General features: G+C 44.9%; 27 protein-coding genes and 1 tRNA gene. 4 read left to right on the top strand and 24 right to left on the bottom strand.

All coding sequences use genetic code 11. The features are described 5' to 3' along the window. Positions 1 to 9: 9 nt before the first annotated feature. The 6 genes from DKW60_RS06955 to DKW60_RS06980 form a co-directional block, all read right to left on the bottom strand. Entirely contained in the window at positions 10 to 585 is a 576-nt protein-coding gene (locus tag DKW60_RS06955; protein ID WP_109836923.1) for a 50S ribosomal protein L25/general stress protein Ctc, read from the bottom strand. An 88-nt stretch (positions 586 to 673) separates the two neighbouring features. Then, positions 674 to 1633 carry a ribose-phosphate pyrophosphokinase gene (locus tag DKW60_RS06960; RefSeq protein ID WP_425451307.1) on the bottom strand — a complete coding sequence of 320 codons (960 nt, stop codon included), beginning with the start codon at positions 1631 to 1633 and terminating at the stop codon, positions 674 to 676. 58 nt (positions 1634 to 1691) lie between these two features. After that, a tRNA-Gln gene (locus tag DKW60_RS06965) sits at positions 1692 to 1766 on the bottom strand. A gap of 10 nt (positions 1767 to 1776) precedes the next feature. Then, entirely contained in the window at positions 1777 to 2646 is an 870-nt protein-coding gene (gene ispE, locus DKW60_RS06970; RefSeq protein ID WP_109836925.1) for a 4-(cytidine 5'-diphospho)-2-C-methyl-D-erythritol kinase, read from the bottom strand. Next, positions 2631 to 3275, bottom strand: coding sequence for a lipoprotein insertase outer membrane protein LolB (gene lolB / locus DKW60_RS06975; protein WP_109836926.1), 645 nt, complete (start codon positions 3273 to 3275; stop codon positions 2631 to 2633). The genes ispE and lolB overlap by 16 nt, the downstream gene beginning before the upstream one ends. A gap of 50 nt (positions 3276 to 3325) precedes the next feature. Then, entirely contained in the window at positions 3326 to 5080 is a 1755-nt protein-coding gene (locus DKW60_RS06980; protein WP_109836927.1) for a tetratricopeptide repeat protein, read from the bottom strand. A gap of 272 nt (positions 5081 to 5352) precedes the next feature. On the opposite strand from DKW60_RS06980, the gene hemA reads away from it, so the two are divergent. Genes hemA through prmC form a run of 3 tightly spaced genes read left to right on the top strand, consistent with a single transcriptional unit; the run spans position 5353 to position 8551 of the window. Next, positions 5353 to 6633, top strand: coding sequence for a glutamyl-tRNA reductase (gene hemA, locus DKW60_RS06985; protein WP_109836928.1), 1281 nt, complete (start codon positions 5353 to 5355; stop codon positions 6631 to 6633). Continuing rightward, positions 6630 to 7706: a peptide chain release factor 1 gene (gene prfA / locus DKW60_RS06990; RefSeq protein WP_109836929.1), complete on the top strand. Its 1077-nt coding sequence runs from the start codon at positions 6630 to 6632 to the stop codon at positions 7704 to 7706. The genes hemA and prfA overlap by 4 nt, the downstream gene beginning before the upstream one ends. Before the next feature lie 5 nt (positions 7707 to 7711). Next, positions 7712 to 8551 (top strand): peptide chain release factor N(5)-glutamine methyltransferase, encoded by an 840-nt coding sequence (gene prmC / locus DKW60_RS06995; protein WP_109836930.1) that lies wholly within the window; start codon positions 7712 to 7714, stop codon positions 8549 to 8551. A 13-nt stretch (positions 8552 to 8564) separates the two neighbouring features. Here prmC and DKW60_RS07000 read toward each other — a convergent pair whose 3' ends face one another. The 12 genes from DKW60_RS07000 to petA form a co-directional block, all read right to left on the bottom strand. Then, positions 8565 to 9071 carry a type IV pilin protein gene (locus DKW60_RS07000; protein WP_146203443.1) on the bottom strand — a complete coding sequence of 169 codons (507 nt, stop codon included), beginning with the start codon at positions 9069 to 9071 and terminating at the stop codon, positions 8565 to 8567. Positions 9072 to 9090: 19 nt separating this feature from the next. Continuing rightward, positions 9091 to 12660 (bottom strand): pilus assembly protein, encoded by a 3570-nt coding sequence (locus tag DKW60_RS07005; RefSeq protein ID WP_109836931.1) that lies wholly within the window; start codon positions 12658 to 12660, stop codon positions 9091 to 9093. Positions 12661 to 12707: 47 nt separating this feature from the next. Continuing rightward, complete coding sequence (locus DKW60_RS07010; RefSeq protein WP_109836932.1) at positions 12708 to 13217, bottom strand: pilus assembly PilX family protein; 510 nt, start codon at positions 13215 to 13217, stop codon at positions 12708 to 12710. A gap of 9 nt (positions 13218 to 13226) precedes the next feature. Next, positions 13227 to 14048, bottom strand: coding sequence for a PilW family protein (locus DKW60_RS07015; protein ID WP_109836933.1), 822 nt, complete (start codon positions 14046 to 14048; stop codon positions 13227 to 13229). After that, positions 14045 to 14578 (bottom strand): type IV pilus modification protein PilV, encoded by a 534-nt coding sequence (gene pilV, locus DKW60_RS07020; protein WP_109836934.1) that lies wholly within the window; start codon positions 14576 to 14578, stop codon positions 14045 to 14047. The genes DKW60_RS07015 and pilV overlap by 4 nt, the downstream gene beginning before the upstream one ends. A 207-nt stretch (positions 14579 to 14785) precedes the next feature. Further along, positions 14786 to 16135, bottom strand: a complete 1350-nt coding sequence (locus DKW60_RS07025; RefSeq protein WP_109836935.1) for an amidohydrolase family protein — start codon at positions 16133 to 16135, stop codon at positions 14786 to 14788. 21 nt (positions 16136 to 16156) lie between these two features. Next, entirely contained in the window at positions 16157 to 16651 is a 495-nt protein-coding gene (gene folA / locus DKW60_RS07030; RefSeq protein ID WP_109836936.1) for a type 3 dihydrofolate reductase, read from the bottom strand. Then, a complete protein-coding gene (locus DKW60_RS07035; protein ID WP_219988659.1) occupies positions 16648 to 17052 on the bottom strand; it encodes a ClpXP protease specificity-enhancing factor in 405 nt (134 codons plus the stop codon). Before DKW60_RS07035 ends, folA begins: the two co-directional genes overlap by 4 nt. Further along, positions 17049 to 17678, bottom strand: coding sequence for a glutathione S-transferase N-terminal domain-containing protein (locus DKW60_RS07040; protein WP_109836937.1), 630 nt, complete (start codon positions 17676 to 17678; stop codon positions 17049 to 17051). Before DKW60_RS07040 ends, DKW60_RS07035 begins: the two co-directional genes overlap by 4 nt. Before the next feature lie 78 nt (positions 17679 to 17756). Next, positions 17757 to 18515, bottom strand: a complete 759-nt coding sequence (locus DKW60_RS07045) for a cytochrome c1 (protein ID WP_109836938.1) — start codon at positions 18513 to 18515, stop codon at positions 17757 to 17759. Next, positions 18512 to 19903, bottom strand: a complete 1392-nt coding sequence (locus DKW60_RS07050) for a cytochrome b (protein ID WP_109836939.1) — start codon at positions 19901 to 19903, stop codon at positions 18512 to 18514. The genes DKW60_RS07045 and DKW60_RS07050 overlap by 4 nt, the downstream gene beginning before the upstream one ends. Next, positions 19903 to 20499, bottom strand: a complete 597-nt coding sequence (gene petA / locus DKW60_RS07055) for a ubiquinol-cytochrome c reductase iron-sulfur subunit (protein WP_109836940.1) — start codon at positions 20497 to 20499, stop codon at positions 19903 to 19905. Before petA ends, DKW60_RS07050 begins: the two co-directional genes overlap by 1 nt. Before the next feature lie 361 nt (positions 20500 to 20860). Here petA and DKW60_RS07060 point away from each other — a divergent pair, with 361 nt between their 5' ends. Continuing rightward, a complete protein-coding gene (locus DKW60_RS07060; protein ID WP_181389610.1) occupies positions 20861 to 21679 on the top strand; it encodes a DUF2189 domain-containing protein in 819 nt (272 codons plus the stop codon). Positions 21680 to 21820: 141 nt separating this feature from the next. Here DKW60_RS07060 and DKW60_RS07065 read toward each other — a convergent pair whose 3' ends face one another. From DKW60_RS07065 to ctaD, 6 genes are all read right to left on the bottom strand, one after another. Beyond that, entirely contained in the window at positions 21821 to 22666 is an 846-nt protein-coding gene (locus DKW60_RS07065) for a c-type cytochrome (RefSeq protein WP_181389611.1), read from the bottom strand. 63 nt (positions 22667 to 22729) lie between these two features. Continuing rightward, positions 22730 to 23470, bottom strand: a complete 741-nt coding sequence (locus DKW60_RS07070; protein WP_109836943.1) for an SURF1 family protein — start codon at positions 23468 to 23470, stop codon at positions 22730 to 22732. Between the two features lie 11 nt (positions 23471 to 23481). Continuing rightward, positions 23482 to 23685 carry a twin transmembrane helix small protein gene (locus tag DKW60_RS07075; protein ID WP_219988660.1) on the bottom strand — a complete coding sequence of 68 codons (204 nt, stop codon included), beginning with the start codon at positions 23683 to 23685 and terminating at the stop codon, positions 23482 to 23484. Between the two features lie 96 nt (positions 23686 to 23781). After that, a complete protein-coding gene (locus DKW60_RS07080; protein WP_109836944.1) occupies positions 23782 to 24657 on the bottom strand; it encodes a cytochrome c oxidase subunit 3 in 876 nt (291 codons plus the stop codon). A gap of 32 nt (positions 24658 to 24689) precedes the next feature. Then, a complete protein-coding gene (locus DKW60_RS07085; RefSeq protein WP_109836945.1) occupies positions 24690 to 25220 on the bottom strand; it encodes a cytochrome c oxidase assembly protein in 531 nt (176 codons plus the stop codon). A gap of 109 nt (positions 25221 to 25329) precedes the next feature. Further along, positions 25330 to 26973: a cytochrome c oxidase subunit I gene (ctaD, locus tag DKW60_RS07090; RefSeq protein ID WP_109836946.1), complete on the bottom strand. Its 1644-nt coding sequence runs from the start codon at positions 26971 to 26973 to the stop codon at positions 25330 to 25332. Positions 26974 to 26979: the final 6 nt, after the last annotated feature.

Consider the following 26979-nt stretch of genomic DNA (forward strand, 5'->3'; position numbering starts at 1 on the left):
GTTTGTTACTTACTTGGTGACAGTCGCAATTGACAAGTCATGATCTTCACCATGAGCCAACTGAACAGATTCAACACCTTCCGGAAGCTTCAGATCAGAAATATGAATAGACTCACCCACTTTCAGATCAATCACATCAACTTCAACAAACTCAGGAATATCTTTAGGTAAGCAATATACTTCAAGATCCATCATGGCTTTACTGATTTTACCACCATCAGTCTTAACACCAGCACACGCATCTTCGTTAACGAAGTGTAACTGTACAACAACCTTGATCTTCTCGTTAGAGCTTACACGCTGTAAATCAGCATGCAAAACAACTGGACGTGCAGGATGACGTTGCAAGTCACGTAGCAATACTTTCTCAGCGCTACCGTCAATGTTCAGGTTGATGATTGAAGAATAGAATTGCTCTTCCTGTAAGTGACGAACCAGCTGGTTCTCAGCAAGGCTGATAGAAACAGCTTCGCCTTCACCACCGTAAACGATAGCAGGAACTTTACCAGTGCGACGCAGGCGGCGGCTCGCACCTTTGCCTGAGTCTGTACGCAATACTGCGTCTAGAGTGTATGAATTAGCCATGGGATCTCCAGATAACTAAAAATGTCCGTTAGGACTTTAATAAAACGACCGATGCATTCGCGACCAAATTGCACCAACCGACAAAAAATTATACTTCCCCGAACAAGTCACTAACCGACTGATCAAGGTTAATATGCTGCATCGTATCTGCAAGCACCTGCGCAACCGTCAGCTGACGGATCTTCTCACACTGCTGCGCTTGTACAGACAGCGGTATGGAATTACTAACCACAACTTCGTCGAGCTGTGAGCCACTGATATTGTCAACTGCAGGACCGGAGAATACTGCGTGCGTCGCATACGCGACCACTTTCTTAGCACCCTTCTCTTTCAACGCTTCAGCCGCATGGCACAAAGTACCTGCTGTATCCACCAAGTCATCGATTAATACACAGGTCTTTCCATTGACATCACCAATGATGTTCATAACCGCAGAGACATTCGGCTCCGGGCGACGCTTATCAATGATCGCTAGATCGACGTCACCTAATGTTTTTGACAATGCACGTGCACGAACAACACCACCAACGTCTGGTGATACAACCATTAGGTCATCATAATTCTTACTAAGAATATCCTGACGCATCACACCTGAGGCGTAGATATTGTCTACGGGTAAGTCAAAGAAACCTTGAATCTGATCAGAATGCAGATCAATAGTCAGTACACGGTCTACATGACTGGTAGACAGCATATCAGCAACGAGCTTGGCGGAAATAGGAACGCGACGAGAGCGAACTCTTCGGTCTTGGCGCGCGTAACCGTAGTAAGGGATAACCGCTGTGATCCTTCCTGCTGACGCTCTGTATAGTGCATCAACCAAAATAAGAAGCTCCATGAGATTATCATTCGTTGGTGCACACGTTGGCTGTACAACAAAGACATCCTGGCCACGAACATTTTCAAGGACTTCGGCATGCACTTCGCCATCACTGAAACGGCTTAGCTGCAATCTGCCAAGAGGGACACCAACACAGTCTGCAACTTCTTGTGCTAGCATTGGATTCGCATTACCTGCGAAAATCATCATCCTGCTTATCTCGGACATGATTAGTCTCTTCCTAAATGAAAAAAGTCTGCTTAGAGCAGACTTTTATCGGAAATAATGGCTGGGTCGGTAGGGTTCGAACCTACGAATGCCGAGATCAAAACCCGGTGCCTTACCACTTGGCGACGACCCATCAAATGAAACTATTTTTTATCTGCGTATAGCTTCAGTGCTTTGAGTAACGGTGACGTGTTAACTGCTTTTGCTATAAAAGCACTCCACTCATCCGGAACCTTCTCTAACACAACTTCGGCTTCCTGAAGTGACTCGAAGGATGCAAACAAACAACTGCCTGTTCCCGTCATTTTCGCTGTTGAATACTTACTCAACCAATTAAGCGATTTATCGACTTCAGAATACGTTTTCCTGACCACTGACTCGAAGACGTTCTCGCTGTCTGCATCAGGAAAGTCGCGTATTCTAAGGATGGGTTTATCCCTTGTCAACACCTCTGATGAAAAAAGTTTCGCTGTTGAAATAAATACCCCCGGATGTATCACTAGGAACCATACCTCCGGCAAATCCAACGCTGTTAAATCCTCACCAATACCCTCTGCCCAAGCACTATACCCATTCACGAATACCGGAACATCTGCACCCAATGTTGCTGCAATTGACATCAGCTCTGAATGACTGAGGTTACATTGCCACATCGCATTGAGCCCCAGTAAGGTTGTGGCAGCGTCTGAGCTACCACCACCAATACCACCACCCACCGGCAATAACTTCTCCACTCCCACATTCGCACCGTAACCGGTGCCTGTGTAATCTTTTAATGCCTGAGCAGCACGGACAATTAGATCATCCTTTGGTGCGACATCAGACAAACCATTGGTCCGCGATATCACACCATCATCTCGCAATGACAAACTTACCTGATCAGAGTAATCCAACAACTGGAACACTGTCTGTAGATTATGATAACCATCTTCCCGCCTACCAGTAATATGCAGGAAGAGGTTTAGTTTCGCAGGTGCGGGTAAACGCCAGACTGGGTTTATCGGGTTTTCCATTGCTTAGCCAATACCCTTACATTCACTTTATCCTGTGCTCGGGAAATATTAATCTTGCCTGGCAATGCTGCGTAGCTGTTTCCTTGGTATGAAGAATAATCTATGACCCAACCTGACTGAATAATCTGTGTTGGACGACCTTGTCCGTCAAGCTTAACTTGTCCAACCGGGTATTGAGGAGCCATAACGCCTCTTACCCAATACGGCATACCATTAACTGGCATTTTTACGCGCATTTGCTGCTCAAGAAGACGTTCAGCATCTGTTCCTGTATGAACTTTACCTTGCGATCTCAGGACTGCTTTGCCCGGACTCTGGTCAAGGACAGCAACAAGTGTTCCGGTGATGGGGTTTTTAATCTGCAATGTATATTGTTGTTTATTTTTCTGGAGCCAATTCAGGCCAAACGTCCAAGCATCACCCTGAAAGCGCAGTGCGGCTCTTCCACTCATATCCCAAGACTGCATATTATTCATCGCAATCTGACGCTGCTGCCAGGGGTTCGCAACAGCGACCGGCTTAGGTTTGGTAACGGTAGCAGCCGGAGCGGTATTGACGGTCTGTACTGAACAGCCAGCCAGAGACGTACCAATAGCAGTAAGTGCTGCTAACGACTTCAGTTTATTCATTGGATTTTCCTTCCATGGTTATTGTTTACTATTAAACTGTGCGGAACCCATTATATATCGAATATTTTTTTCTGCATGGACTTCAGGCGCTCATCATCAGGGTACTGCTGAATCATACGCACTAGTAGGGCTTTAGCTTCCTGCTGTTGCCCTTGCATAATCATTACCTGGATCAAATGACTTGCTATTTCCGGATCTTCAGATTGCTCATAGGCGCTCATCAACAAAGACATCGCTCCTTTTAAATCACCCTGCTTATACTTCAGCCAGCCCAGGCTATCAATTATAGCCACATCTTCGGGACGCAACTCATGTGCTTTTGATATGTAGGCAGCTGCATCTTCAAGACGATCTGTCTTCTCGAGTAGCATAAACCCTAATGCATTTAATGCATCAGCATTAGCAGGTTCCCGCACGATAATCTCTGCCAACAAATCCTCTGCACGCTCTATTTGACCAATACTTTGAGCAATGATAGCGAACTGATAATTCATATTACTGTTATTGGGGTCTATCTGGTAAGCCTTCTCAAAAGCACCAACAGCGCCTTGGGCATCACCGTATTTAACCAATAACTCCGCTTCCAGACGCCAATAAAGTAGCTTCTGATCGGGAGACACTGCTGATTCACGCTGACCCTGTAGCCATTCCTCAGCAATATCTAAACTATATTGTTCGACCAGTAGCTCAGAAATTCGTCTTTGTGCACTACTGAAATATTGCCCTTCACCAACATCACGATACTCTCTCAAAGCAGCATCCATCTCATTCCGGCTTTCATGTATTTCTGCTAAAAAGTGATGCGCCAGATTTTCGTATACAACGTTTTCTGCCAGTATGCGGGCATTTTTCTCAGCCTGAACGTACTGCCCTTGAGCAATGTGCAGTGCAACCAAAGATTTTAGTACCTCCAGATTACCCGGCGAGTTTTGATAGATAATACTTAATTGATCAATTGCGCCCTGCTGATCATCATTGAGCATTAACAGTCTGGCATATTCAAGACGGCTAACATCATCAACATCAGGAGATGTGACTAAGTTACTCATGACATCCAGTGATTCTTCTTCACGGCCCTGCTTATAAAGTGCTTTACTTCTCAGAACATTAGCTTCTGCATTCTCTTCAGGTGTTAGGCCACCTTTCAATGCATCGACGCGGGATATCACCTCACTGTAGCTGCGCTGATCTAAGGCAACACTCGCTAACTTCAACTGAGCCAGAGGCGTATCATTGTATGACTTAACGTAAGTTTCAAAGGCTTTGAAAGCTTGTTTCTGGTGAGATTCCAGTGAGATTAATGAGGCCAGGAAGGACAACCCATCGTGATCACCCTCTGAAATAAGCTGGTAGATATGATTGAGCTGTTTAGCAGATGCGTCGAACTGGTTATCTCTCAGCAGTAATAATGCCAAATACTGACGTGACTCCACTAAATCCCCACCGAGAGCAACCCACTGTTTCGCACTGGCGATAGCTTTATCCAAGTATTCCGTTTGGGCGGCAGTTTCAGTCGCTACGCGCGCCAGCTCCGGATCGGTATTTCCCGGGAGAGCTCTCTCATAATGCAGTGTTGCATTTGCATCATCACCCTGCAACCGATACATTTCTGCAGCCATCACGTGATACATTTTTTGCCCATCAGAGATAGACGGGGACCTCACGACATCATCGGCGACGGCCAACGATGCTGCGTTTGTCTCACTCACCATAGGAAGCTCTGCGTCCGCGCAGCCACTCACTAAAGAAGACACACTGATTACTGTGAGAATAATAAAATTACGCACATCCAATTGTTTTCGCATTAACGTCACTCTAACATCCGGGGCTTGTTGTAGAATAACCACTACTTCTACCGCAAACTTTTAAATAAGACCAGCGAGATTGCATGAAGTGCTCGAAAAAGCTGCCAACTGGATCTACATTTTTCACAAAAAATCATGGGTAAAACTTTGTTTATACCCGAATAACCTCTTTTTTATACTCCTAAACGCGCATTATTGAAAGTCTACTTGTATTCCTCAGGTAGCTGACAGAGAATCTAGCCTCCTGAAAATTCGTATAAAATGCTTACTGTATGTCGATCGTTGTTATTGGAATCAACCATAAAACTGCTCCCGTCTCTATCAGAGAGAAAGTCGCATTCACTGAGCAACGACTTGAGAAAACACTACAGGAAGAGCTACCACTCTTTGATGAAAAGCTCATCCTTTCGACCTGTAACAGAACTGAAGTTTATGCAAGCGTCAGTGATGACACACCGGTTGATACCCTCAAGGAATGGTATACCCAGCAACATCAGTTAGAAAACGAGAACCTGAAACCATACGTCTACCAACTTTCTGATGCTGAGGCAATCCAGCATACCTTTAGAGTGGCCAGCGGTCTGGACTCAATGGTACTTGGCGAGCCTCAGATTCTCGGGCAACTAAAAACGGCTTTAAAAACGGCGACCGATCATAAAGCGACCGGCAGTAAACTCAATCGCCTCATGCAACATGCGTTCTCTACTGCCAAGAAAGTGCGCACAGAAACAGAGATCGGATCGAATCCGGTTTCAGTGGCTTATACCGCTGTCAATTTGGCCAAACAGATTTTTGGAGATTTAGGGCGCCACACAGCCCTACTCATCGGTGCTGGTGAAACGATCGAACTGGTTGGCAGACATCTGCATAGTGCTGGTATAAAACAAATCATTATCGCCAACCGCAGCCTTGAGAACGCACAAATATTAGGCGAACAGTTCAATGCACGAATCATAGGGCTAACTGATATTGCTGCAAATTTAGAGTTTGCGGATATTGTCATTTCCTCAACTGCCTCCCCCATTCCGGTCATAGGTAAAGGTAGTGTTGAGAAAGCGCTAAAGAAAAGAAAGCATAATCCTATTTTTATGGTTGATATCGCTGTACCAAGAGATATTGAACCAGAGGTAGGCGAGTTAAACGATATCTATCTCTATACCGTGGATGATCTGCAGTCAGTCGTGGATCAAAACATAGATACCAGAAAACGAGCTGCCGACATGGCAGAAAATATGATTAGCCATGAAACACAGGTGTTTATGTCATGGTTAAACGCGCAAGAACAATTACAGCATGTGAAGTCCTATCGCTCACAGCTTGAAACAGTCAAACAAGAAGTACTAAACAAGGCACTACAACAGCTCCGCAATGGCAAATCGCCGGAGGACGCGTTACAATTTCTGGCCCATACGTTGACTAACAAAATTGGTCATATGCCAACCCAGACAATGAATCACGCAGCACATGCCGGTGATTTAGACACATTACAAGCAGCCGTAAAACTGCTTGGGTTGGAAGATAACACTCAAAATCACAAAGAAGACACTCAGTGAAACCATCCATTCTGCTCAAACTTGAAAATCTTAGCGAACGTCATGCTGAAATCGCCATATTGCTCTCAGAGAATGAGGTGATTGCTGATCAAAATCGTTTTCGCAAGTTATCCATGGAATACAGCCAATTAGAGCCTGTTGTCAGAGAGCATCAACGCTATCTTCAGGCAACTGAAAACAAAGAAACAGCGCTGGAGATGCTTGATGATCCTGAGATGAAAGAATTAGCTCAGGAAGAATTAAAAGAAGCGGATAAACAAATCGAAGAGCTTGAATCAACACTTCAGATACTACTGCTTCCTAAAGACCCGCATGATGATAGTAATATCTTCCTCGAAGTACGCGCAGGTACGGGTGGCGATGAGGCAGCCATTTTTGCTGGTGACCTCTTCCGCATGTACTCACGTTACGCAGAAACAAGAGGCTGGCAAGTTGAAGTGATCAGCCAAAATGTCGGTGAGCATGGTGGCTATAAAGAGGCAGTGTTGAGAATTATCGGTAATGGTGCTTATTCCCGCCTGAAATTTGAGTCCGGTGCGCACCGAGTTCAGCGTGTACCGGAGACAGAATCACAAGGCCGGGTACATACCTCTGCCGCAACAGTTGCAATCATGCCTGAGATTGATGATGTGGAAGCTCAGGAAATTAAAAGTTCAGACATTCGTGTGGATACTTTCAGGGCATCAGGCGCTGGCGGACAACACGTAAATAAAACTGACTCCGCTATTCGTATCACTCACTTACCGACCGGTACAGTTGTTGAATGTCAGGATGAACGCTCCCAACACAAAAACCGCGCACGTGCGATGTCTTTACTGCAATCGCGCATTTTAGAAGCGGAGCGTCAGGCTCAACACAATGAACAAGCTGAAGCACGCCGTAGCTTGGTCGGCAGTGGTGATCGTTCGGAGCGCATCCGTACTTATAACTTCCCACAAAGCCGCGTTACAGATCACCGTATTAATCTAACGCTGTATAAATTAGACGAAATAATTGCCGGCGCATTAGATTCAATTATTGACCCGTTAATCAGTGAACATCAGGCAGACCAGCTTGCCGCTATGGCTGAATAATTATCATGAGAGTCGATGTCGCACTCCGACATGGTACAGAAATACTCGTCAAACACAGTGACACTGCACGTTTGGATGCAGAAATTCTGCTGAGTCACTATTTAGGCAAGCCACGCAGTTACCTGTATGCCTGGCCAGAAGTCGAAGTCAGTGAATCGATACTCAACCAGTTTAATGATGCCTTATCACAAAGAAAAACAGACTACCCGGTAGCCTACATCATTGGTTATCAGGAGTTTTGGTCACTACCTATACAGGTATCACCAGACGTTCTTATCCCTAGAGCAGACACCGAGTTATTGGTAGAACTAGCGCTTAGCAAACTAGAAAATATTAAATCACCTAAAATTCTGGAGTTAGGAACAGGCTCTGGCGCTATTTCGATAGCCATCGCAAGCGAGAGGCCAGATTGTGCAATTATCGCAACTGATTATTCTCGCGAAGCGCTTTATATCGCGCAAGAAAACCAAAAAAAGTTAGATCTGTCAAACATCACCTTCGTTAAATCAGATTGGTATCAGTCCATTTCTGAGGATGACTTTGATCTGATTCTCAGCAACCCACCCTATATCGATCCAGATGACCCATACATGACCACAGGCATTCGCCATGAACCACTACAGGCTTTGTGTTCCGATGAAATGGGTATGGCTGATCTAAAAGAAATTATTGATAAGGGAAAGCATCATCTTAAGCAATCCGGATGGATACTGTTAGAGCATGGCTACAACCAAAGAAAACCCGTCACTGAACGACTGGCTCAGGCAGGCTTTTCAATGGTTGATTGTATAAAGGACTTAGCGGGAAATGACCGGGTGAGTCTTGGCCAACTACCCAACCATTAAGTCACTGGAGTAACTAGTTCCAGCACTCTTCTATCGTGGTTGCATTGTTCCAGTTATTATCAGTACTACTTTTAGCCTGCTTCAAGCCAGTATTCCACAATCTGAAGCCTTTTGCACAAGCATCATCAGAGTCCTGACCTGCTCCGGACACTGGCAATGCCTGAATTCTGTAGCCTACACAGGGGTTAGTATTATCACCACTACAAGTATTTGCTTTATTTGCGCTATCTAAGCCCCACGTCTGAATACTGTAAAGTCCTGACTCGGTCTTTATTTTTCTGGCACCAAAACCCAGTCCACCGTTGCCATTTAAGAACTTTGCATAACTGAGGTTTTGAACATAATAACTTTCCTGTAGCTGAGCAATTTTCAGCAACTCGGTTTTGGCTTCCGTTCGCTTTGATTCACGCACATACTTCATATATGAAGGTACTGCCACAGATGTGAGAATCCCCAATATAGCAACGGTGATCATTAATTCAATCAGGGTAAAACCCTGCTTTTTATTCTTATTTAACACGCTTATATACCTTTATTTACTAATCATTTAGCCAATAGACTTTTGGTAAGAAATCACCTAGATCTACGTTTCCGTTGACGGTATCTTTGTCAATGATAGGAACCAGTCGCTTCCCTACACGTATATCAACATGTTGGTTACAACCTTCACTCGTACAATTACTTGGAGCGTTGAACACTAACTGCGGTGTATCCAGAATATCACCGTGAGAGATATTAATAGATTCGTCTTTGGTAGAAACAACACCGTCACCATCTAAATCAACCGTCGCAGCGGCTGTCATTAAATCCAGCACATAGGTTCTGGTTTGGTTAGAAGCAAAAGCAGAACAACTATCCTCGTCTCCGGTCGATACTGCAGCATCTGTGGTGGCGAAAGTTGTAAACATCACTTTATTCAAGAAAATGATTGGTGATGCTAATACCTTCTCACCATTCCCCGTTACCAACGGTTTATACCAACCTTTGAAACTTGGCAGGAAACTCCCACCCATAAGTGCAGAGCTTGCAGCCAAGTCGGCTTCGGTTAAAGGTGCTGGTGCTGTTTCAGGAATATTCAGCACGTTCTCGTCATAAAGCACATAAAAACGATCTTCGATATTGGTACCTAATGGTAATGAACGATGACCACTACCAATTGAAACCAAGATAACGTACTTACCTGCACTTCTGAAGAAGGAGACATCAGGCTCATAGAAGAACTTACGATAATCGCTTCCAGAACCACCTAAGCTCGCAAACAAACGGACTTTGGCATCATTCTTAACATCAAACAAGCTCGCATCATCATCAACATCGTCAGCATTTAAGTCAACACGCCAGATGTTCCCACCGGTGTCACCGAAATAAAGTCTGTCGATTGACCCATTGCGATCAAGGTCTAGCACACGAATATTACCTGGCACACTATGCTGCAGATTTAAGCCTTCATATGACCAAATCAACGCCTTAGTTTTTGCGTTTACAATATAGATCGCGTTACCTTTTGTATCACTAAGACTTGTACGCGCAGCCCGGTCTGGCTCATCTAAACGGTTATCATAACCACCGCCGAAGATAAGCACATCATCAGTCACAGCTGCCGCCGTACTACTTGGCTTATAACGTAACTTAGCTACCACTGGCTTGGACCACGTCTCACCTAACTTTGAAAAGCCGGTATCTGTGTTTGATATTTTCCACAGCAGTGATGGCGCATCCGGGTTGGTAACGTCCAGAGCATACATATGGCTGCCACCTCGACGAAGACCGAAGTATAGATATGCTGTATCACCATCAGCTGGATCTACTTTACCATTCTTGTTTTTATCATTGATCCAAACCGTCATTGAACCATCTACACCATAAATCCTCTGCAGATCACCAGTTAACTCAGTATTGCTTACTTGGCCTTCGATATTTTTAAGCAAGGCGCTCGGCATAAAGGCAAACTTTTCTTTACCGCCTCCTGTACTCGTAGCATCAGCTGCATCAATCGCATGTAGATAACCTTCGTTAGTACCAAAAAATACAACCTGCTGTGAACTATAACTCACAACAGTAGGCTTACTGTGGAGGATATCACCAAGGTGTTTACGAGGTGTCGTGCCGTCAGATTCATAGCCTTTAATGAACTGAATCAATTCATTCTGATAAGCGTCTGACATGCTGGCGTCACCTAATAATGACTTGGTTGCCGTTGTCGTGCTTAATGCTACCAGCGCTGAACCGCCGTCATCTGTCAATACCTTACGGGTAGACGGGTCAAGCTGGCTTGCAGCACCGCCTGATGTAATTGGATTAGAGTCAGCTGCTACAGTGCCTGAGGTGTCAGCCCAAAAATCAATAGCAGAAGCTTTCAGTGCTCCTTTTTCATCAACAGCTTCAACACCGTTCTTATCGACGATCTGTCCACTGTCATTCAATTTAAATTTCTTTAAATTACCCGACCATCTTGGGAGCGCACTATTCTCAAACAGTGGTAAGTAAATATCTTTGCTATGTGATAACAATGAAGCCGGATCCACGGTATAGACTGGTGCTGCATAACTGCGTGCGCTTGAGTCGATATCCTTAATGATTCCCTGAAATGCTGCAACTAGTGCAGAAGAATCTGTGGCTGAGTAGTATTTTCCACCGCCATTGGTCGCAAGGGAACGAAGATAATTTTCAGCACCTGCGTTATCAGAGACCCCAAAACCGACCGTGTACGTTTTAACAGTATTGACACCATCAATATCAGCATTCTGATCTTCATTAGCCAAATAACTTGTCAATTCAATACCACAACGACCATCAGACAAAGTGTTTCCGGGTACATTAGGAATCACTTGCCCCGCGACATCACTACAATCGGCAGTGCGTCCAATTAGTGTTTTGAGATTATCGCGGGCTCCACTTAAGACTGACTGATTACTATTCAACGGCTGACCATCAGAGAGTAAGATAATTGCGTTACTCTGACATTCATCGGTGATGGGTGAAATGTATTTAGCATCTGTTACCGTAGTGACTGTTTCTTTGATCCTTTCACAGCGATATTTACTGTGGTCACAGGTGGTTATATCGGTAGGTATTTTACAATTGTAATAACTTTTCGCAGTGCAACTTGAGGTTGTTTCACCCAAACAAGCGCCTGTTTCATAGTCTTTTTCGCCTGTGCATGTTGAGCTACAGTCATCATAGCTGATTAGCTCACAACTACTGTAATCAGGGTTATCGGCTAAACAAGCCGCTTCAGATGATAAGTTACAAGTGTACGACCAATCTTGTGAAACCGTCGAACAGTTAGTTCCCAGTCCACAGCTAGTCACGCCAGCAGCACAATTACTTTGAACTGTTGTCAGTGCACAATTTTGTCCGCAATCAGGTGTATCACAGGTGTTATAGCTGCCGTCAGGCCCTTCTGTCACAACTGCGTGAATTGATCCGGAATAAGTCGACGGGTGCGCACTATGATTTTCATGAGGTGGCGCGTTACCAAACGATGGCTCCTCCCCTCTGAAATAAAGTGCTGCCTCATAAAGTGACTCCAACATTGGTGTCTCACCGCTCACATTCCAGGACGAGAGAACATCTGGCAAGTACTCACGCACAGTCTGGCCATCGACAGGATTGACTAGACTATCATTATCAATCGAAAAGTAACCAATGGTATTACCATCATTCATGGCTGCAGGTAATAAGTTAGACAACATTATTGGAGTAGCTGCAGCATCAATAGGTGACACCGGAAAAGCGACACCGTGCGGGTATGGCCATGCACTTGCAGCAACATAACGATACACACCTGCACTAGCAGGCCAGTCAGATTCATTAACTCTGGGGAAATTAGACGAGTAACTGAATCCCATCAATCCAATATTCAGATCCTTCAAATCAGTATTGGACAATACCTGATTGAAAGCTGTCTGGAGCGAGCTAGCACGTGTCTCACCAGAGGTTCCGATTGGTGTAGCCATACTTCCGGACTGATCCAGAACAAACAGAATGTTAGGTTCACTCGGTGCTTTTTCATTAGCAAAAATCTCTATATCTTCAGCAAATGAAGAGGAGACTAAGCATAAGCTAAAAGCCAATGTGATTGATTTGATAGTATGACAAAAACTCATTGTCGTTTTCCTATTATTTTTATTTTGTCTAACAATGTAAATTGCGATTAGTTACTCAAAGTCGCATTGGTAGGAGGTACTATTTTTGCAATTCCAAGCAAATGCTTAGCTTTTGCACCGGTACCACTTAATCGTGATTCAGCATCAACCTGATAAATCTGACAAGTCACACCACCCGCACTGGGAGATGCGTTGGTTGACATCGCAATGCCATTCACCGCCGGGCAAGGCGCATAGCCAACATAAGCCACACTTGCACTAGACGTGAGGCTCCCACCACTAACCGCTTCACTCGGTAAGTCTGTGCTGGGTACTGCTTTGTTACGCCCCGGTGTATTGATCGCTGCCTGATGAATATAGTTTGTGTTAGCAGTCTTAGTCAGTGTGGATTCAACACCCTGAAACACCATCATTGAAGCCATACTGTTACCTGCAATTCGCGTATTTACATTGGATACTTTGACTGAACTGATACTCAACATGGTGAGTACCAACAGTATGGCAAGTGCCCAAAGCAGAACGGCACCTTGTTGTTTTTTGTATAATTTATGTTTCATCAGATACTCCTATAAAACATTACGCAAACGAACAGTGGATGTAAAAACTGCTCTCAGGTATTTATCGTTTGATGTCACGATAGTATCTTCAGATAACTGATACGACCTTGAACTATTTGCAACAGCGACAGGAGCCAATGAACGGACTAATACTGCGATATTCACACTCACCACACTACTCCAGTTACTCACACCATCCGAATTGACATAGCGATCTGCAATGCCATCACTATCCACATCCTCACCATAGGTAAACTGAATATTTTCAACACCTTCAGCAATCTCTTGAACAGTAGACGTTCTAGAGCCTGCACACATCAGTACGGGGACACCATTGGCATTTTGCTGTACTGAGAAGTAATTATAGATTCGCGAAGCTGTCGTCGCGGCAGTGCCACCGTACTGGCATGTCACCGGCAGCACATTAGACGCACAATCCGTATTTAACTTATCGTCTCCCATGTACATCACACCGATCGTATCACCGAAAGCAGTATTATTCGCCAGAGGCGAAAACAATGCTGAGTTGCTAACACTATCGCTACCGTCGCTACACATAGAGGTCGGCACAGCCCCGCGGATAAACATATCGTTAACAGGTGCTGCTGAAGTTGATGTGTAGGCAGTGTGTTGAATGACATCCGTTAATAGTTGCAATACGGCTCTTCCGTTATCCTGAAGTTGTGATAACTCACTACTCGTCATATTAGAGCGTTTATTTCCGACATAGACGGAAGAAATTCCTATAGTAATAAACAGCCCTATGATCATCGTGACCAATAGCTCGATCAGAGATAGACCTGTCTGTTTGCGTGGACTGATGAGGTTCATTCGCCTATCACCGTATTGATTGTTAACTCTCGTGAAATCGTCTTATCGCCACTTTTCTTACCTTCATTGCCCAGTAATTGTTCATCCCAGCCCAGCATCAAAGCGACTCCCGTTTCACAGTCGACCGGACATGAAATGTTAAGTGTCGCATTACTTAAATCACCTTTGATTCCGCCAACAGTCCCACCTTTGCGACCACAATAAGCGCGAAATAAGTCGTAACTGGCTATTTGTGCTGGTGTACAGGTTGCGGACGCCAGACCGCAATTTTCCGCAGGCTCAACAGCACAGTTGTATGTAGTGCTATCAAATAAATAACTATCTGAAATGACAGCGGCAGGATTGCCCCGCATTCGCTCTAGTATTGCTTGTGCGTGATGAGCCGCTTGGTTTTTTGAGAACGATTGCTGGTTACCTTTTAAACCAACTAATTGCATTCCCGCAACACCTAGCAGGCCAATGGCGATTACCAAAACGGCAACCAATACCTCGATTAGACTGAAGCCATGCTGTAGGGAAATTCTGGGCATTGTTAAGATTTGCCTGTATTGTTTTTATTATTTAACGATCTGATCTCTGCTCAATTTTAGAAGCAGAAATTAATTTATATTTTGTTCAATTGTACCTAGCGCAGGTATTATATGGGAAGTACCATCGGTCAGAGTTACGCTCGGAACAAAACTTTTAAGCGATAACACTTAAAAACATACTACTTTATATTTATTATTATCAATAACTTATAATTCAATAGTGCGATCAAACTCAATAAACTGACCGGCATTAGACGTTTCGACTAAAGCCCCGTTAGACCAGACGACTTGTCCATTAACCACAGTGGTCTGAACCGATGAGCGGAATTCGTTCCCATTAAAAATAGTCCAGGCAGCCCGGGACAGAACATCTTCATCACGCGCAATAAAAGATCTATCAATATCGACTAATATTAAATCAGCCCAGTAACCTTCACGAATATAGCCACGCTCTTTTATATCAAAGCGTTCAGCGACAGAGTGGCTGGTTTTCTCAACAATGCATTCGAGACTAAGTATCTGATCCTGGAAATGCTCTAAAATCGATGGCATTGCAAATTGGGACTGTGGCAAACCGGGTGGCACCTCAAGGTAATCTTTTTCTTTATCACCTAGAGAAACCGGGATGTGGCCGCTGCAGATGTTATCGATATTATTATCAAGTAAGCCTTGCATCAACGCTGCACGGTCAATATCCGTTTTGATAGCAGGGTTATATTTGAGTAACGCACCGCGCTTATTGCAGTCGATGTCCGAGAAAGTCAGAAAATGAGAACACACATCAGCGCTGATATGTTTGTTGCTTTTTCGGTATTTTTCCAACAACTCAACTTCAACTTCGCTGGACACGTGTAAAAGATGTATGCGGTTCTTAGCTGGATCTGCAACCGTTAGTAACTGCTCAGCAGCCGATACACAGGCCTGTTCACTTCGAATGGAACTGTGAAAATTTGGCGGAATATCGTCACCATAAATCTGACGATAACTCTCTTCACTTTCGAGAATAAGGGGTGCGTTCTCAGCATGAGCGGCTATCAGAATAGGAGCTCGCTCAAGAAAAGTCTCAAGCGTATCCGGATCATCAAAACGATACTCATCATTTTCACTACACATACTGAGATAGAGGCCACAGCAATGCTGATAATCACCAGATTGAATGCTCTCCAGCTCTGTGATTTTAACCGCTTGATAGTAACTAAAATTATTAACTAAACGAGTTCTCAGAGAATCGATAACTTCAGCAGCCGGTGCCAGTTCACTCTCCTCAGTTGTGGCAATATCAGGCAACAACATGATACTAGTGATACCTCCGGCAATAGCCGCCTGACATTCCTGCTCCAGATTACCCTTCACAAGAACGTCGCTGGCTACACTAAACTGCGTATCTATCATTCCGGGTAACAGATGCAAACCTTTTGCATCGATGAACTTATCTGAAGGAAGGTGACTCAAGTCAGGGGCAATTTGCGCGATGCGTCCGTCACGAATGAATACATCAGCCTTCTCAATACTACCTTCATTGACTAGCTGTGCATTACAGATCAAGAGTGTGGTCATAGGCTAGCACCTATATTCTGGTTAATCTGGCAGCCTTTCCAATATCTCGAATGAGTATGGCCACTGATTTTTAGCGTCAGCTTGATGGCTGGAAGAACTTACTTGCTTCCAATTATAGATCGTATAATCAGGAAAACGAGTATCGCCTTCAACACTTAATGATATATGAGTTAAATAAAGACGATCTGCTATCACCAGAGCCTGCTCGTACAACTGCTGACCACCAATAATAAATATTTCATTGACCGAGGCATCAATAGACTGCAGAGCGTCATCCAAACTCTGAAAGACGTCTGCACCTTCAATCCGAAGCGATGCATCGCGACTTAATACAATGTTACTGCGCCCAGGTAACAGGCGCCCTATCGAGTCGTAAGTACGACGACCCATGATAACAGGACATCCCAACGTGCTGCGTTTGAAGTGCGCTAAGTCAGCCGGCAAGTGCCAAGGCATCGCACCATCAAGACCAATCACCCGGTCTTCAGCCATGGCAGCAATCATTGAGATAATCATTTTACGACGCGAAGTGCCGGACGTTTACCCTGTGGTGGAGGCTCCGGTGGATCCGGCTCAGGATCACCCTCTTCTGGCACATTAGCTTGCGGCAGTGCTTCAAACATCATTCCTTCACTATTTTCGGCAGCATAGATTGCTCTGATAGCATCTATTGGTGCATAAATACTCGAAGGTCTGCCGCCGAATCTGGCATTAAACGCCAGGCAGTTATCATCAATCGCAAACTGCTGAACCGCACTAGGGGATATATTTAAGATGATTCGACCGTCCTCAACATAATGTTGAGGGACATCAACATCCTGCATAGTCGCATCAATCAAAACGTGCGGCGTCATATCATTATCAAGAATCCATTCATAAATGGCTCTCATCAAATAAGGGCGGTTCGAAGTCATCATGGACGAATAGCTTTCTCGGCTTCAGTCAGTGAGAATTGGAACATTTCACGTGAAAACACACGATCCATATATCGCATTAGCGGCTTTACATCTGTTGCAGGCAGGTCAATACCATACTTAGGCAGACGCCATAATACGGGTGCAATGGTGCAATCTACTAAGGAGAATTCGCTGCTTAAGAAGTAAGGCTTGATCGAGAAAACATCAACTGCCGATAGTACGCCTGAACGTAAAATACGACGAGCTTCATCTGCCTTGGCCTGATCATCACTATCCATATCGCGTAGCAAGCTGTACCAATCTTTTTCGATTCTGTACAAAGCAAGGCGAGAATGAGCACGGGTTACCGGGTCAACAGGCATTAGAGGCGGATGAGGAAAACGCTCATCCAGATATTCCATAATTACACGAGCATCATATAGCACTAAATCACGATCAATCAGCGTAGGTGCTGTGTTGTATGGATTCAGTTCCGCAAGATCTTCAGGCTTGTTGTCCGGATCAATCTCAATAATATCTACTGTGATGTCTTTCTCTGCCAACACAATTCTTACGCGGTGACAATCTGCGCAATCCGGTAGTGTAAATAATGTCATTACCGAACGTCGATTGGAAACTGAACTCATTCAAATTCTCCCAAATCCAAATACAAAAAGGCCACCTCACTAAATGAGGCAGCCTCGGAATACTACAGCAAAATGCGTTTAATGAATATCCTTCCAGAACTCTTTCTTCAGCAAATAGCTAAATATAAAGAGAACAAACAAGAATAACAGCGTGAGTACACCATAAAAAGTACGGTGTAATTGCGCTGGCTCAGCAACATAAACGAGGAAGTTGGTTAAATCACGAGCAACTTGATCGTACTCAGCAACCGACATTTTACCTGGCTCAACTAGCTTAAGCGTCTTTGTAACGTGGCCTTTACCATCGTCATGCACTTCCAATTCCTGCATACCCTGCAGTTCAAGTAAGACATGCGGCATACCCACATTCTCAAATACTGTATTGTTTACACCGAATGGGCGAGAGTCGTCTCTATAGAAACTTTTCATGTAACTATAAATCCAATCACCGCCACCACGTGAACGTGCAATCAATGACAGATCCGGTGGAGCCGTACCAAACCAACGAGCAGCATCTTTAGTTGGAATAGTATTTTCCATCAATGCGCCAGTCTTGTTGATCTCATTATCTTCATTACGCGTGAAGATAATTGACTTAATATCTTCTTCTTCCAGACCGATATCAGCGGCAACTCGGTTGTAACGGCTAAACTTCAGCGAGTGACAACCCATACAGTAGTTAGCATAGAACTTAGCACCACGCGCCAGACTCAGTTTGTTGTCCAGATTTACCTGAGCATCCTGTAGTGGCACGCTACTACCCGCACTAAAGGCAGGTGCAGTACTAAAACTTAAAACAGCCGCAGCGAGTATTAATTTAAGTGATTTCAGTTTCATCCTGTGACCCTCGTTGGTACTTCTTTCTCTTTGTTAGTCGCAGATATGAAGTGCGGTAGCAATAAAGTCGTTGCAAGGTAAGCAACAGGTATCAACATCATCTGCCAGAACAAACCACGCTGGATATCAGTGAAGCTTGGATCTAAGCGCATGAAGTCCCAAAGCAATACAGGAGCCAGCAGTATCGCGAACCACATTAGGTAGTTGGCTTGCTGAGGACGACTGTGCACATAAGTAACAGCGAAAAACAGGAAGTAAATCTGAGTACCACGCGTACCAAGCTCACGATAAACGTCTGTAACCGCAAGTACACCTAAAATACCCAAAACAATGAACGTTACAGTGAACCAAGCAAGGTTGATTAAGTGTGCACGGTTACGGTAGCGGACAGATTTAATAGGGTTTCTGTCGATCCACGGCAGTACAAACAATACTGCAATCGCTGCGAACATGGCTAACGTTCCATACCATGGATCAGGAACAGCACGAAGTACTGTATAGAACGGCGTGAAGTACCATACTGGGGCAATATGCTCAGGTGTCTTCAGCGGATTAGCCGGTTCAAAGTTCGCATGCTCAAGGAAGTAACCACCACCTTCAGGCATGAAGAATACAATCGCAAAGAATACTGCCAGGAATACCACTACACCCACAATATCTTTTACTGTGTAGTAAGGATGGAAGGGAATACCGTCTAACGGAATACCATTTTCATCTTTCAGCTTCTTGATCTCAACACCGTCCGGGTTATTTGAACCCACTGCGTGAAGTGCAACGATATGTACAAATACCAAACCAACCAAAATCAGAGGCACCGCGATAACGTGGAACGCGAAGAAACGGTTGAGGGTTGGATCAGAGATTACAAAGTCACCACGAATTGTTGTAGACACGACATCACCAATGAACGGGATGGTGTTAAACAAGTTGATGATTACCTGAGCACCCCAGAATGACATCTGACCCCAAGGTAGCAAGTATCCCATGAACGCTTCAGCCATCAGAGCTAAATAAATTAGCATACCGATCAACCAAACTAATTCACGAGGCCCCTTGAACGAGCCGTAAATCAATCCACGGAACATGTGGAGGTAGATAACTACGAAGAACATTGATGCGCCCGTAGAGTGCATATAGCGGATAAACCACCCACCTGGCACGTCACGCATAATATGTTCAACAGACGTAAAAGCCATCGCTGCGTCAGGCTTATAGTGCATTGTCAGAAATACACCCGTTACAATTTGTAGCACCAGCACCAGCATTGCCAGTGAACCAAAGAAATAGAAGAAATTGAAATTCTTCGGTGCGTAGTATTCTGCGATGTGCTTGTTCCACGTATCTGTCAGTGGAAACCGGGCATCAATCCAGTTTAGTAAACCATTCATTAAGCAACTCCCCCGTCTTCACCTACTAGTACCAAAGAATCTGTCTTGTAGTAGTAAGGTGGAACAACCATGTTCGTCCCTGCAGGCGAGCCTTTATAAACACGACCAGCAAGATCGAATCGCGAACCGTGACAAGGACAGTAGAAACCACCCTTCCAGTCAGCGCCTAAGTCAGCAGGTGCAACCTCAGGGCGATACGTCGGTGAACAACCCAAATGAGTACAAATTCCAACCATTACCAAGTACTTGTCCTGACGTGCTCTCGACTCATTCTTTGCATAGTCAGGCTGTTGAGCTTCTACCGCTGAATCAGGATCTTTAAGCTTATCATTCAGGCTTGGTAATCCTTCAATCATTTCATCTGTACGATGGACTACCCAAACAGGTTTTCCTCGCCAAATCACACGAACCAAAGCACCTGCTTCGATTTTCGAAATATCCACTTCTACAGGAGCACCAGCTGCGAGTGCGCGAGCACTAGGAGTTAGGGAACCAATGAAGGGAATTGCGATTGCACCGACGCCAACTGCGCCGACTGCTGAGGTAGCACCGATAAGAAAACGCCTGCGTTTCTTATCCACTTCAGTATCTGCCATTATAATCTACTCCCAGATCTTAGAAACTGTGCCGCTAAGCCGAAGCGGCGGGGCTACGTGGTAGACACGAAAACCCAAGTCAGGACAGGCCAAAAGGCCGCCATCAGCCCTAACTATAAATCGGGGTATAGTCGCGCAACTTACTAATAAGGTCAAGTCAAAATGGCTCATGCCACCTCAATCAAACATTTTCAATACTAACTATCTGCCGAGCAAAATAGCGCGGGGCAATAAAATCGAAGTTGTTTCTCGCTATGCGACATATAATCTGCCTATTTTAGGTATTTTTTACACTTTGTTATCTCACCAAAGCGATACCTTTCTGATATGCTCTAAAGCGATACTATTTATCGGAGGAAGTATGACAACAGTAGAACAAGCAGGATACACCAGCCCATCAGACGTGAAGGTCTACCGCGCGGATAATGAAGCACCAATGAGGTGGCTGGAGAAAGGTTTTATCGACTTTAAAAATAATTTTAAACTCAGCATCCTCTATGGAATCTTTATTGCTGCTATTGGCATTATTCTGATATCGACCATGCAGTTTTCTGCCAGCTTTGTGATTGGCGCGATTACTGGTTTCGTGATTGTTGGACCTTTTGTAGCGATTGGCCTTTACGATATGAGCCGGGAGATGGAATTTGGACGAACACCAAAACTCTATCACGCGATTTCTGCTCTCAAAAAGAACACAGGAACATTACTGGCATTTGCGGTAGCACTTGGCTTCCTACACACCGTCTGGACACGCCTGACAGGTATTTTGATTGCGATCTTTTTTAGTGACCTGAATACATCCGGTAAAAATATGTTTGAAATCCTTAGCGATCCTCAAACTGTGATTTTTCTGGCTATCTTCTTGGTATTAGGTGCGATTATCGTTGGTTTTGCTTTCTCGGTGAGTGTCATCTCAATTCCGATGATTATGCACCGTAATGTAGATATCGTAACGGCAGCCATGACCAGTATCCGCGTTGTTAGGAAGAACCCTCGTAAGATGTTCACATGGGCTGTGATGATCTCAGTCATTATGTTTTTGGGCATGGCAACCGCCTTTATCGGCTTAATATTTGCCTTCCCAATCGTCGGACATGCTAGCTGGCATGCTTACCGTGAACTCGTAGAACGTCCTGACCACCGGATTGCTGAAAACGGACCTCTGAAAAGCGACAACTAAATTCGATAAGAGTTAGTTCATGACATAAAAAAGGCCTCCATTACGGAGGCCTTTTTGTTGGTCTGCTATCTGCCGCCCTGAATGTAATCACTGAATATCACGAATCAACCATTACAGGGCAAGCTCTCGTGCTAACAGAAATTAACGACTCTGCGACACCATGTGATCTACTGCAGCCTTAACCGCTTCATCACTGAGACTTGGGTTACCACCCTTAGCTGGCATTGTTGGCTTAGCTGGGTCACCATTCACAGCAGTATTATAAAGTGAAGTCATACCAAGCTCTAAGCGAGGCGCCCAGGCAACTTTGTCACCAATGATAGGTGAATTAGCTACACCGGTGTCGTGACAAGCAAAACAAGCTGCCTTATAGGTAGACTCGCCAAGCTCACTTGACGCAACCGCTGCAACACTGATCTCTTCGACAGCAGCAGGCTTTTCCTCAGCGCTCTGTACAACCTCAGTGGTTGCTGCAGGAGCGGCTTCTTCAGTGGTTGCAGCAGCAGTATCAGCTGGTGCAGCCTCAGCTACTTCAACGCCAACAGTAGTAAGCATCGACACGATAGCATCCTGAATTTCACCATCAGTCAGACTTGGGTCACCACCACGAGGAGGCATACCACCCTTACCATTGATTGCACTTTGAACTAATGCATTCATGTCGCCCGCCAGTCGAGTTTCCCAATCGCCCTTTGCACCTGCATCAAGCTTAGGTGCATTCGCAAGACCAATCGAGTGACACACCGCACAATTTGCTTTTACGATGTCATCACCAGAACGTGCTGCCGCGACCACCTCTTCTTTCTTCAGTGCAACAGATCCAATTGGATCTAATGCAGCGATCATCTGCTTTTGCTCAGGTGACTTAGCTTCAGCATCCCCATGACCTTTGGGGGTCGGAGCAAACAAATACAACACACCGACGATCAGCACCAATACAATCTGCACCCAAAAAAGCCGGGGTAGTTTTTCATGAGAACCAGACATGGTTTCCTCCATTAATTATTAATTCTATAAATTCATTCATAAGCTGACCAACCCTTAAGCTGCCTAGGCCTTTAAGTTACTATCAACCCGTTTTGTGTTTAGTTTTATATACAAAAACATAGCAATCAAAGCCATGATAAACCACTGTGCTGCATACCCTAAGTGCTTACCAATCTTGCCATAATATGGCTGCCAATCCCGCACATAACCGTTACCTTCGTCAGGCGCCAGCTCGAACAGTATTGGTGAAACAGCCAACTCCAACTCGGATGAGATCACCACCGGTTCATATGCCTGAACGACATGCGGAAATTTCAATGCTTTTTGATCCAACCTGTTTGCAAGCTGTATGGTGTTCGAAGGGTTCTTAATCACTCCGGTCACTCTTTGTAAATCTTCCGAAACGCTAATATCAGCAAACTGATCCCGTCGTCCTAAAATTGGAATCCAACCTCGATTAACCATGACAATCATGTCACTGCCTTCAAGCCTGAACGGCGTCAGTACCTGATAACCGGAACGACCTTGGTACGTTTTGTTATCCCAGAGATACTGCCTCTTAGAGTCATATCGCCCACTCATCTCAGCAGGACGGTAAACATTATTCACTAAATCCGATGCTTCAGCAGTATTGATAAAAAGCGGATCCTTCTCTATCGCTTCTTGCACACTACGTTCGATACCACGCTTTTCTTCAGCACGATCCAGCTGCCAAAGACCTAAACTAATCAACACCGGTAGCAATACTAAGAATGCAAGCGTTGGGACTAACGTGGGTTTGAATTCATACTGACCTACTTGCATCTGGTATCAGCCTAAAACCGGCCATCTGGTTGAATCCAACCCATCCAGAACGCAAACATCATAAAACCAAACAAAGCTATTGATGCGCCGATTCGCATGGCCAAGGCCTTCATCATTCGCTGAGAGCCTGCTCCGTCATTCATCATGTAGTACAGAGCAGATCCCAAGCTGTATAAAATAAACAAAAAGAAACCAAGTACTACAATCTTAATCAAAGCAGAACCTCATTACGTGGTTAAGTGACAATTTTGAAACAACACTGGGGTATTCTAAAATACCCCAGCATAGATTAGCGAATCAAACCAAGTGGCTTACACCAACCAGTAAACGTAGATAAACAGACCAAGCCATACTACGTCAACGAAGTGCCAGTACCATGCAACGGCTTCAAAACCAAAGTGATTGTCAGCATCGAAGTGGCCGCGAATGACACGCATCAATATAACCACCAGCATGATTGTACCCAAGACAACGTGGAATCCATGGAAACCAGTCAACATGAAGAAAGTACTACCATACACACCTGAGGTCATTTTCAGATTCAAGTGACCGTATGCTTCGCCATATTCTGCTACCTGAAAACCGATGAAGATCACACCAAGAACGATTGTTGCTATCATACCGTAGATTAGCTGATCGCGCTTGTTGTTTAACAGTGCCCAATGCGCCCAAGTCAGTGTCGCACCACTAGCCAGAAGCAACATTGTATTGATCGCCGGGATACCCCAGGCATGAATTAGTCCATCTGGTGACGGGTAAAGCTGAGGATCAGGCATTTCAACCAGAGGCCACGCAGCTTTAAACTCGGGCCATAGCAATTCGCCTGTCCAGAAGTTATTACCCTCACCGTTGAGCCACGGCACAGAGAACTCACGTGCATAGAACAACGCACCGAAGAATGCCGCAAAGAACATAACTTCAGAGAAGATAAACCAACCCATACCAATTCGGAATGACTTATCTACCTGTAGGTTGTAGTGCCCAGCTTCACTTTCCTGAACGACTTGACCCATCCACCCGAAGACCATGAATAAGATGATACCAAGACCCAGAACCATGATTCCGGTTCCAAGATGATTATCATGCAACGAACTGGCAAAACCACCTAGTAAAGCGGCCATCCCCACGGAACCAACCATTGGCCAGTAACTGCCGGATGGTACGTAATACTGCTCATTAGACTGCATTAATTTCTCCTACACTCGTTGACGCCGTGTGATTAAGCGTCAGGTTGTATTCTAAAAAAGTTGTACGAAAGTGTGACGTTCTGAACATTCTGATCGAGCGCGGGCTCAACAACGAACCGCACTGGCATTTCCACTGGCTCTCTGGCCTTGAACTCTTGACGTGTAAAACAAAAACACTCTAACTTTTTGAAGTGTGTAGCAGCCTGACTCGGTGCAACACTAGGTACGGCTTGACCGACGATTGCTTCATCTGAACGATTTTCTGCCAGATAAACCATGGTGTAGACCTTACCCGGTACTACCTCCATCTGACTCTGCTTCGGCTTAAAGTTGACCGGAAAGCCCGGTGCAACTGCGGCTGCAAAATCAACCATCACGGTGCGTGACTCATCTATTTCATAAGTTGATACATTCTGATAACTGCTGTTAGTGGTACGACCATTAAAGCCAGTGATATCACAAAGAATGTTGTAGAGCGGCACGAGGGCAAAAGCAAAGCCAAACATTGCCACCGGTATAAATACCAACTTGACCCAAAAACTTTTACCTACGCGCTTATTCATTTATTACCCGATAACGTCAGTGTCATAAAGAAAATGCCTATGACGACAGCGAACACGATGACAGCTGTTAGCAGTGCCCCGCGTCGCTTTCGTTTCGTCAAATCAGACATCAGTGAACGCCTGTGTGGCTTGACTCTTTCAGAATCAATTCACGAGATGGCTCATCATTAAATGTGTGGTATGGCGCTGGTGTTGGAAGTGTCCACTCCAAACCTTTAGCACTCTCCCAAACACGTGGCTCTTCGACACGCTTACCGTTGCGGATACAATCAACAACGATATAAGCAAGCAGTAAGAACGACAGACCGAATGCAAAACCACCCAAGCTTGCGATCAGGTTGAAATCAGCAAACTGCAAGGAATAATCAGGAATACGACGCGGCATACCTGCTAATCCTAAGAAGTGCATTGGGAAGAACAATACGTTTACAGAAATAACCGCCCACCAGAAGTGAATCTTCGCCAACTTTTCGTTGAACATGCGACCACACCACTTAGGCAACCAGTAGTAAACACCTGCAATGATTGAGAATAACGCACCACTCACCAGTACATAGTGGAAGTGTGCAACCACGAAGTAAGTATCATGGTACTGAATATCCGCCGGTACGATTCCGAGCATCAGACCTGACAGACCACCAACAGTGAACAGGATTACGAAAGCAATCGCCCACATCATTGGAATCTCAAAGGTCATTGAGCCCTTCCACATCGTGGTAACCCAGTTAAATACCTTCACACCTGTAGGGACTGAGATCAGGATCGTCGCATACATAAAGTACATCTGACCTGCTACTGGCATACCTGTCAGGAACATGTGATGAGCCCATACCACGAAAGACAATATCGCAATCGAAGCGGTTGCATAAACCATTGAGCTGTAACCAAACAGCGGCTTACGTGCAAACGTTGGGATAATCTGAGAGACAATACCAAAAGCTGGCAGAATCATGATGTAAACTTCAGGATGACCGAAGAACCAGAAGATATGCTGGAACATGACCGGATCACCACCACCTGCTGCATCAAAGAAACTGGTACCGAAGTTACGGTCAGTCAGCATCATTGTTACCGCACCAGCCAATACAGGCATCGCAGCAATAAGCAAGAATGCAGTGATAAACCACGTCCAAACGAACAATGGCATATCCATTAGCTTCATACCGCTAGCACGCATATTCATAACTGTTGCGATAATGTTGATCGCACCCATGATGGATGAGAAACCAAGCATGTGAATCGCAAAGATGAAGAAGTCAGTACTATCCGGTGCAAATGTTGTTGATAGCGGCGCGTAGAAAGTCCAACCAAACGCCGGGCCACCACCTTCCATGAACATCGTGCTTAATAGCATTGCACCAGCAAAAGGAAGAATCCAGAAACTCCAGTTATTCATACGTGGTAACGCCATATCCGGCGCTCCCACCATGGTAGGAATCTGAATATTTGCCAGACCAACAAAGGCTGGCATGATCGCACCAAATACCATAATCAGACCGTGCATGGTCGTCATCTGGTTAAAGAACTGTGGTTCTACAAACTGTAAACCCGGTGTGAATAACTCAGCACGGATTACCATCGCCATTGCACCACCAATCAGTAGCATTGCAAATGCAAACCACATGTACAGGTATCCAATGTCTTTATGGTTGGTTGTTTTTACCCAACGCATTAAGCCTGGTTCAGGACCATGATCGTGATCGTCATGTGCATGATGGATGTCGGCTTCAATATCAGTTGTCGTTGTTGCCATGTTACT

Source organism: Leucothrix pacifica (assembly GCF_003172875.1).
Lineage (GTDB): Bacteria > Pseudomonadota > Gammaproteobacteria > Thiotrichales > Thiotrichaceae > Leucothrix > Leucothrix pacifica.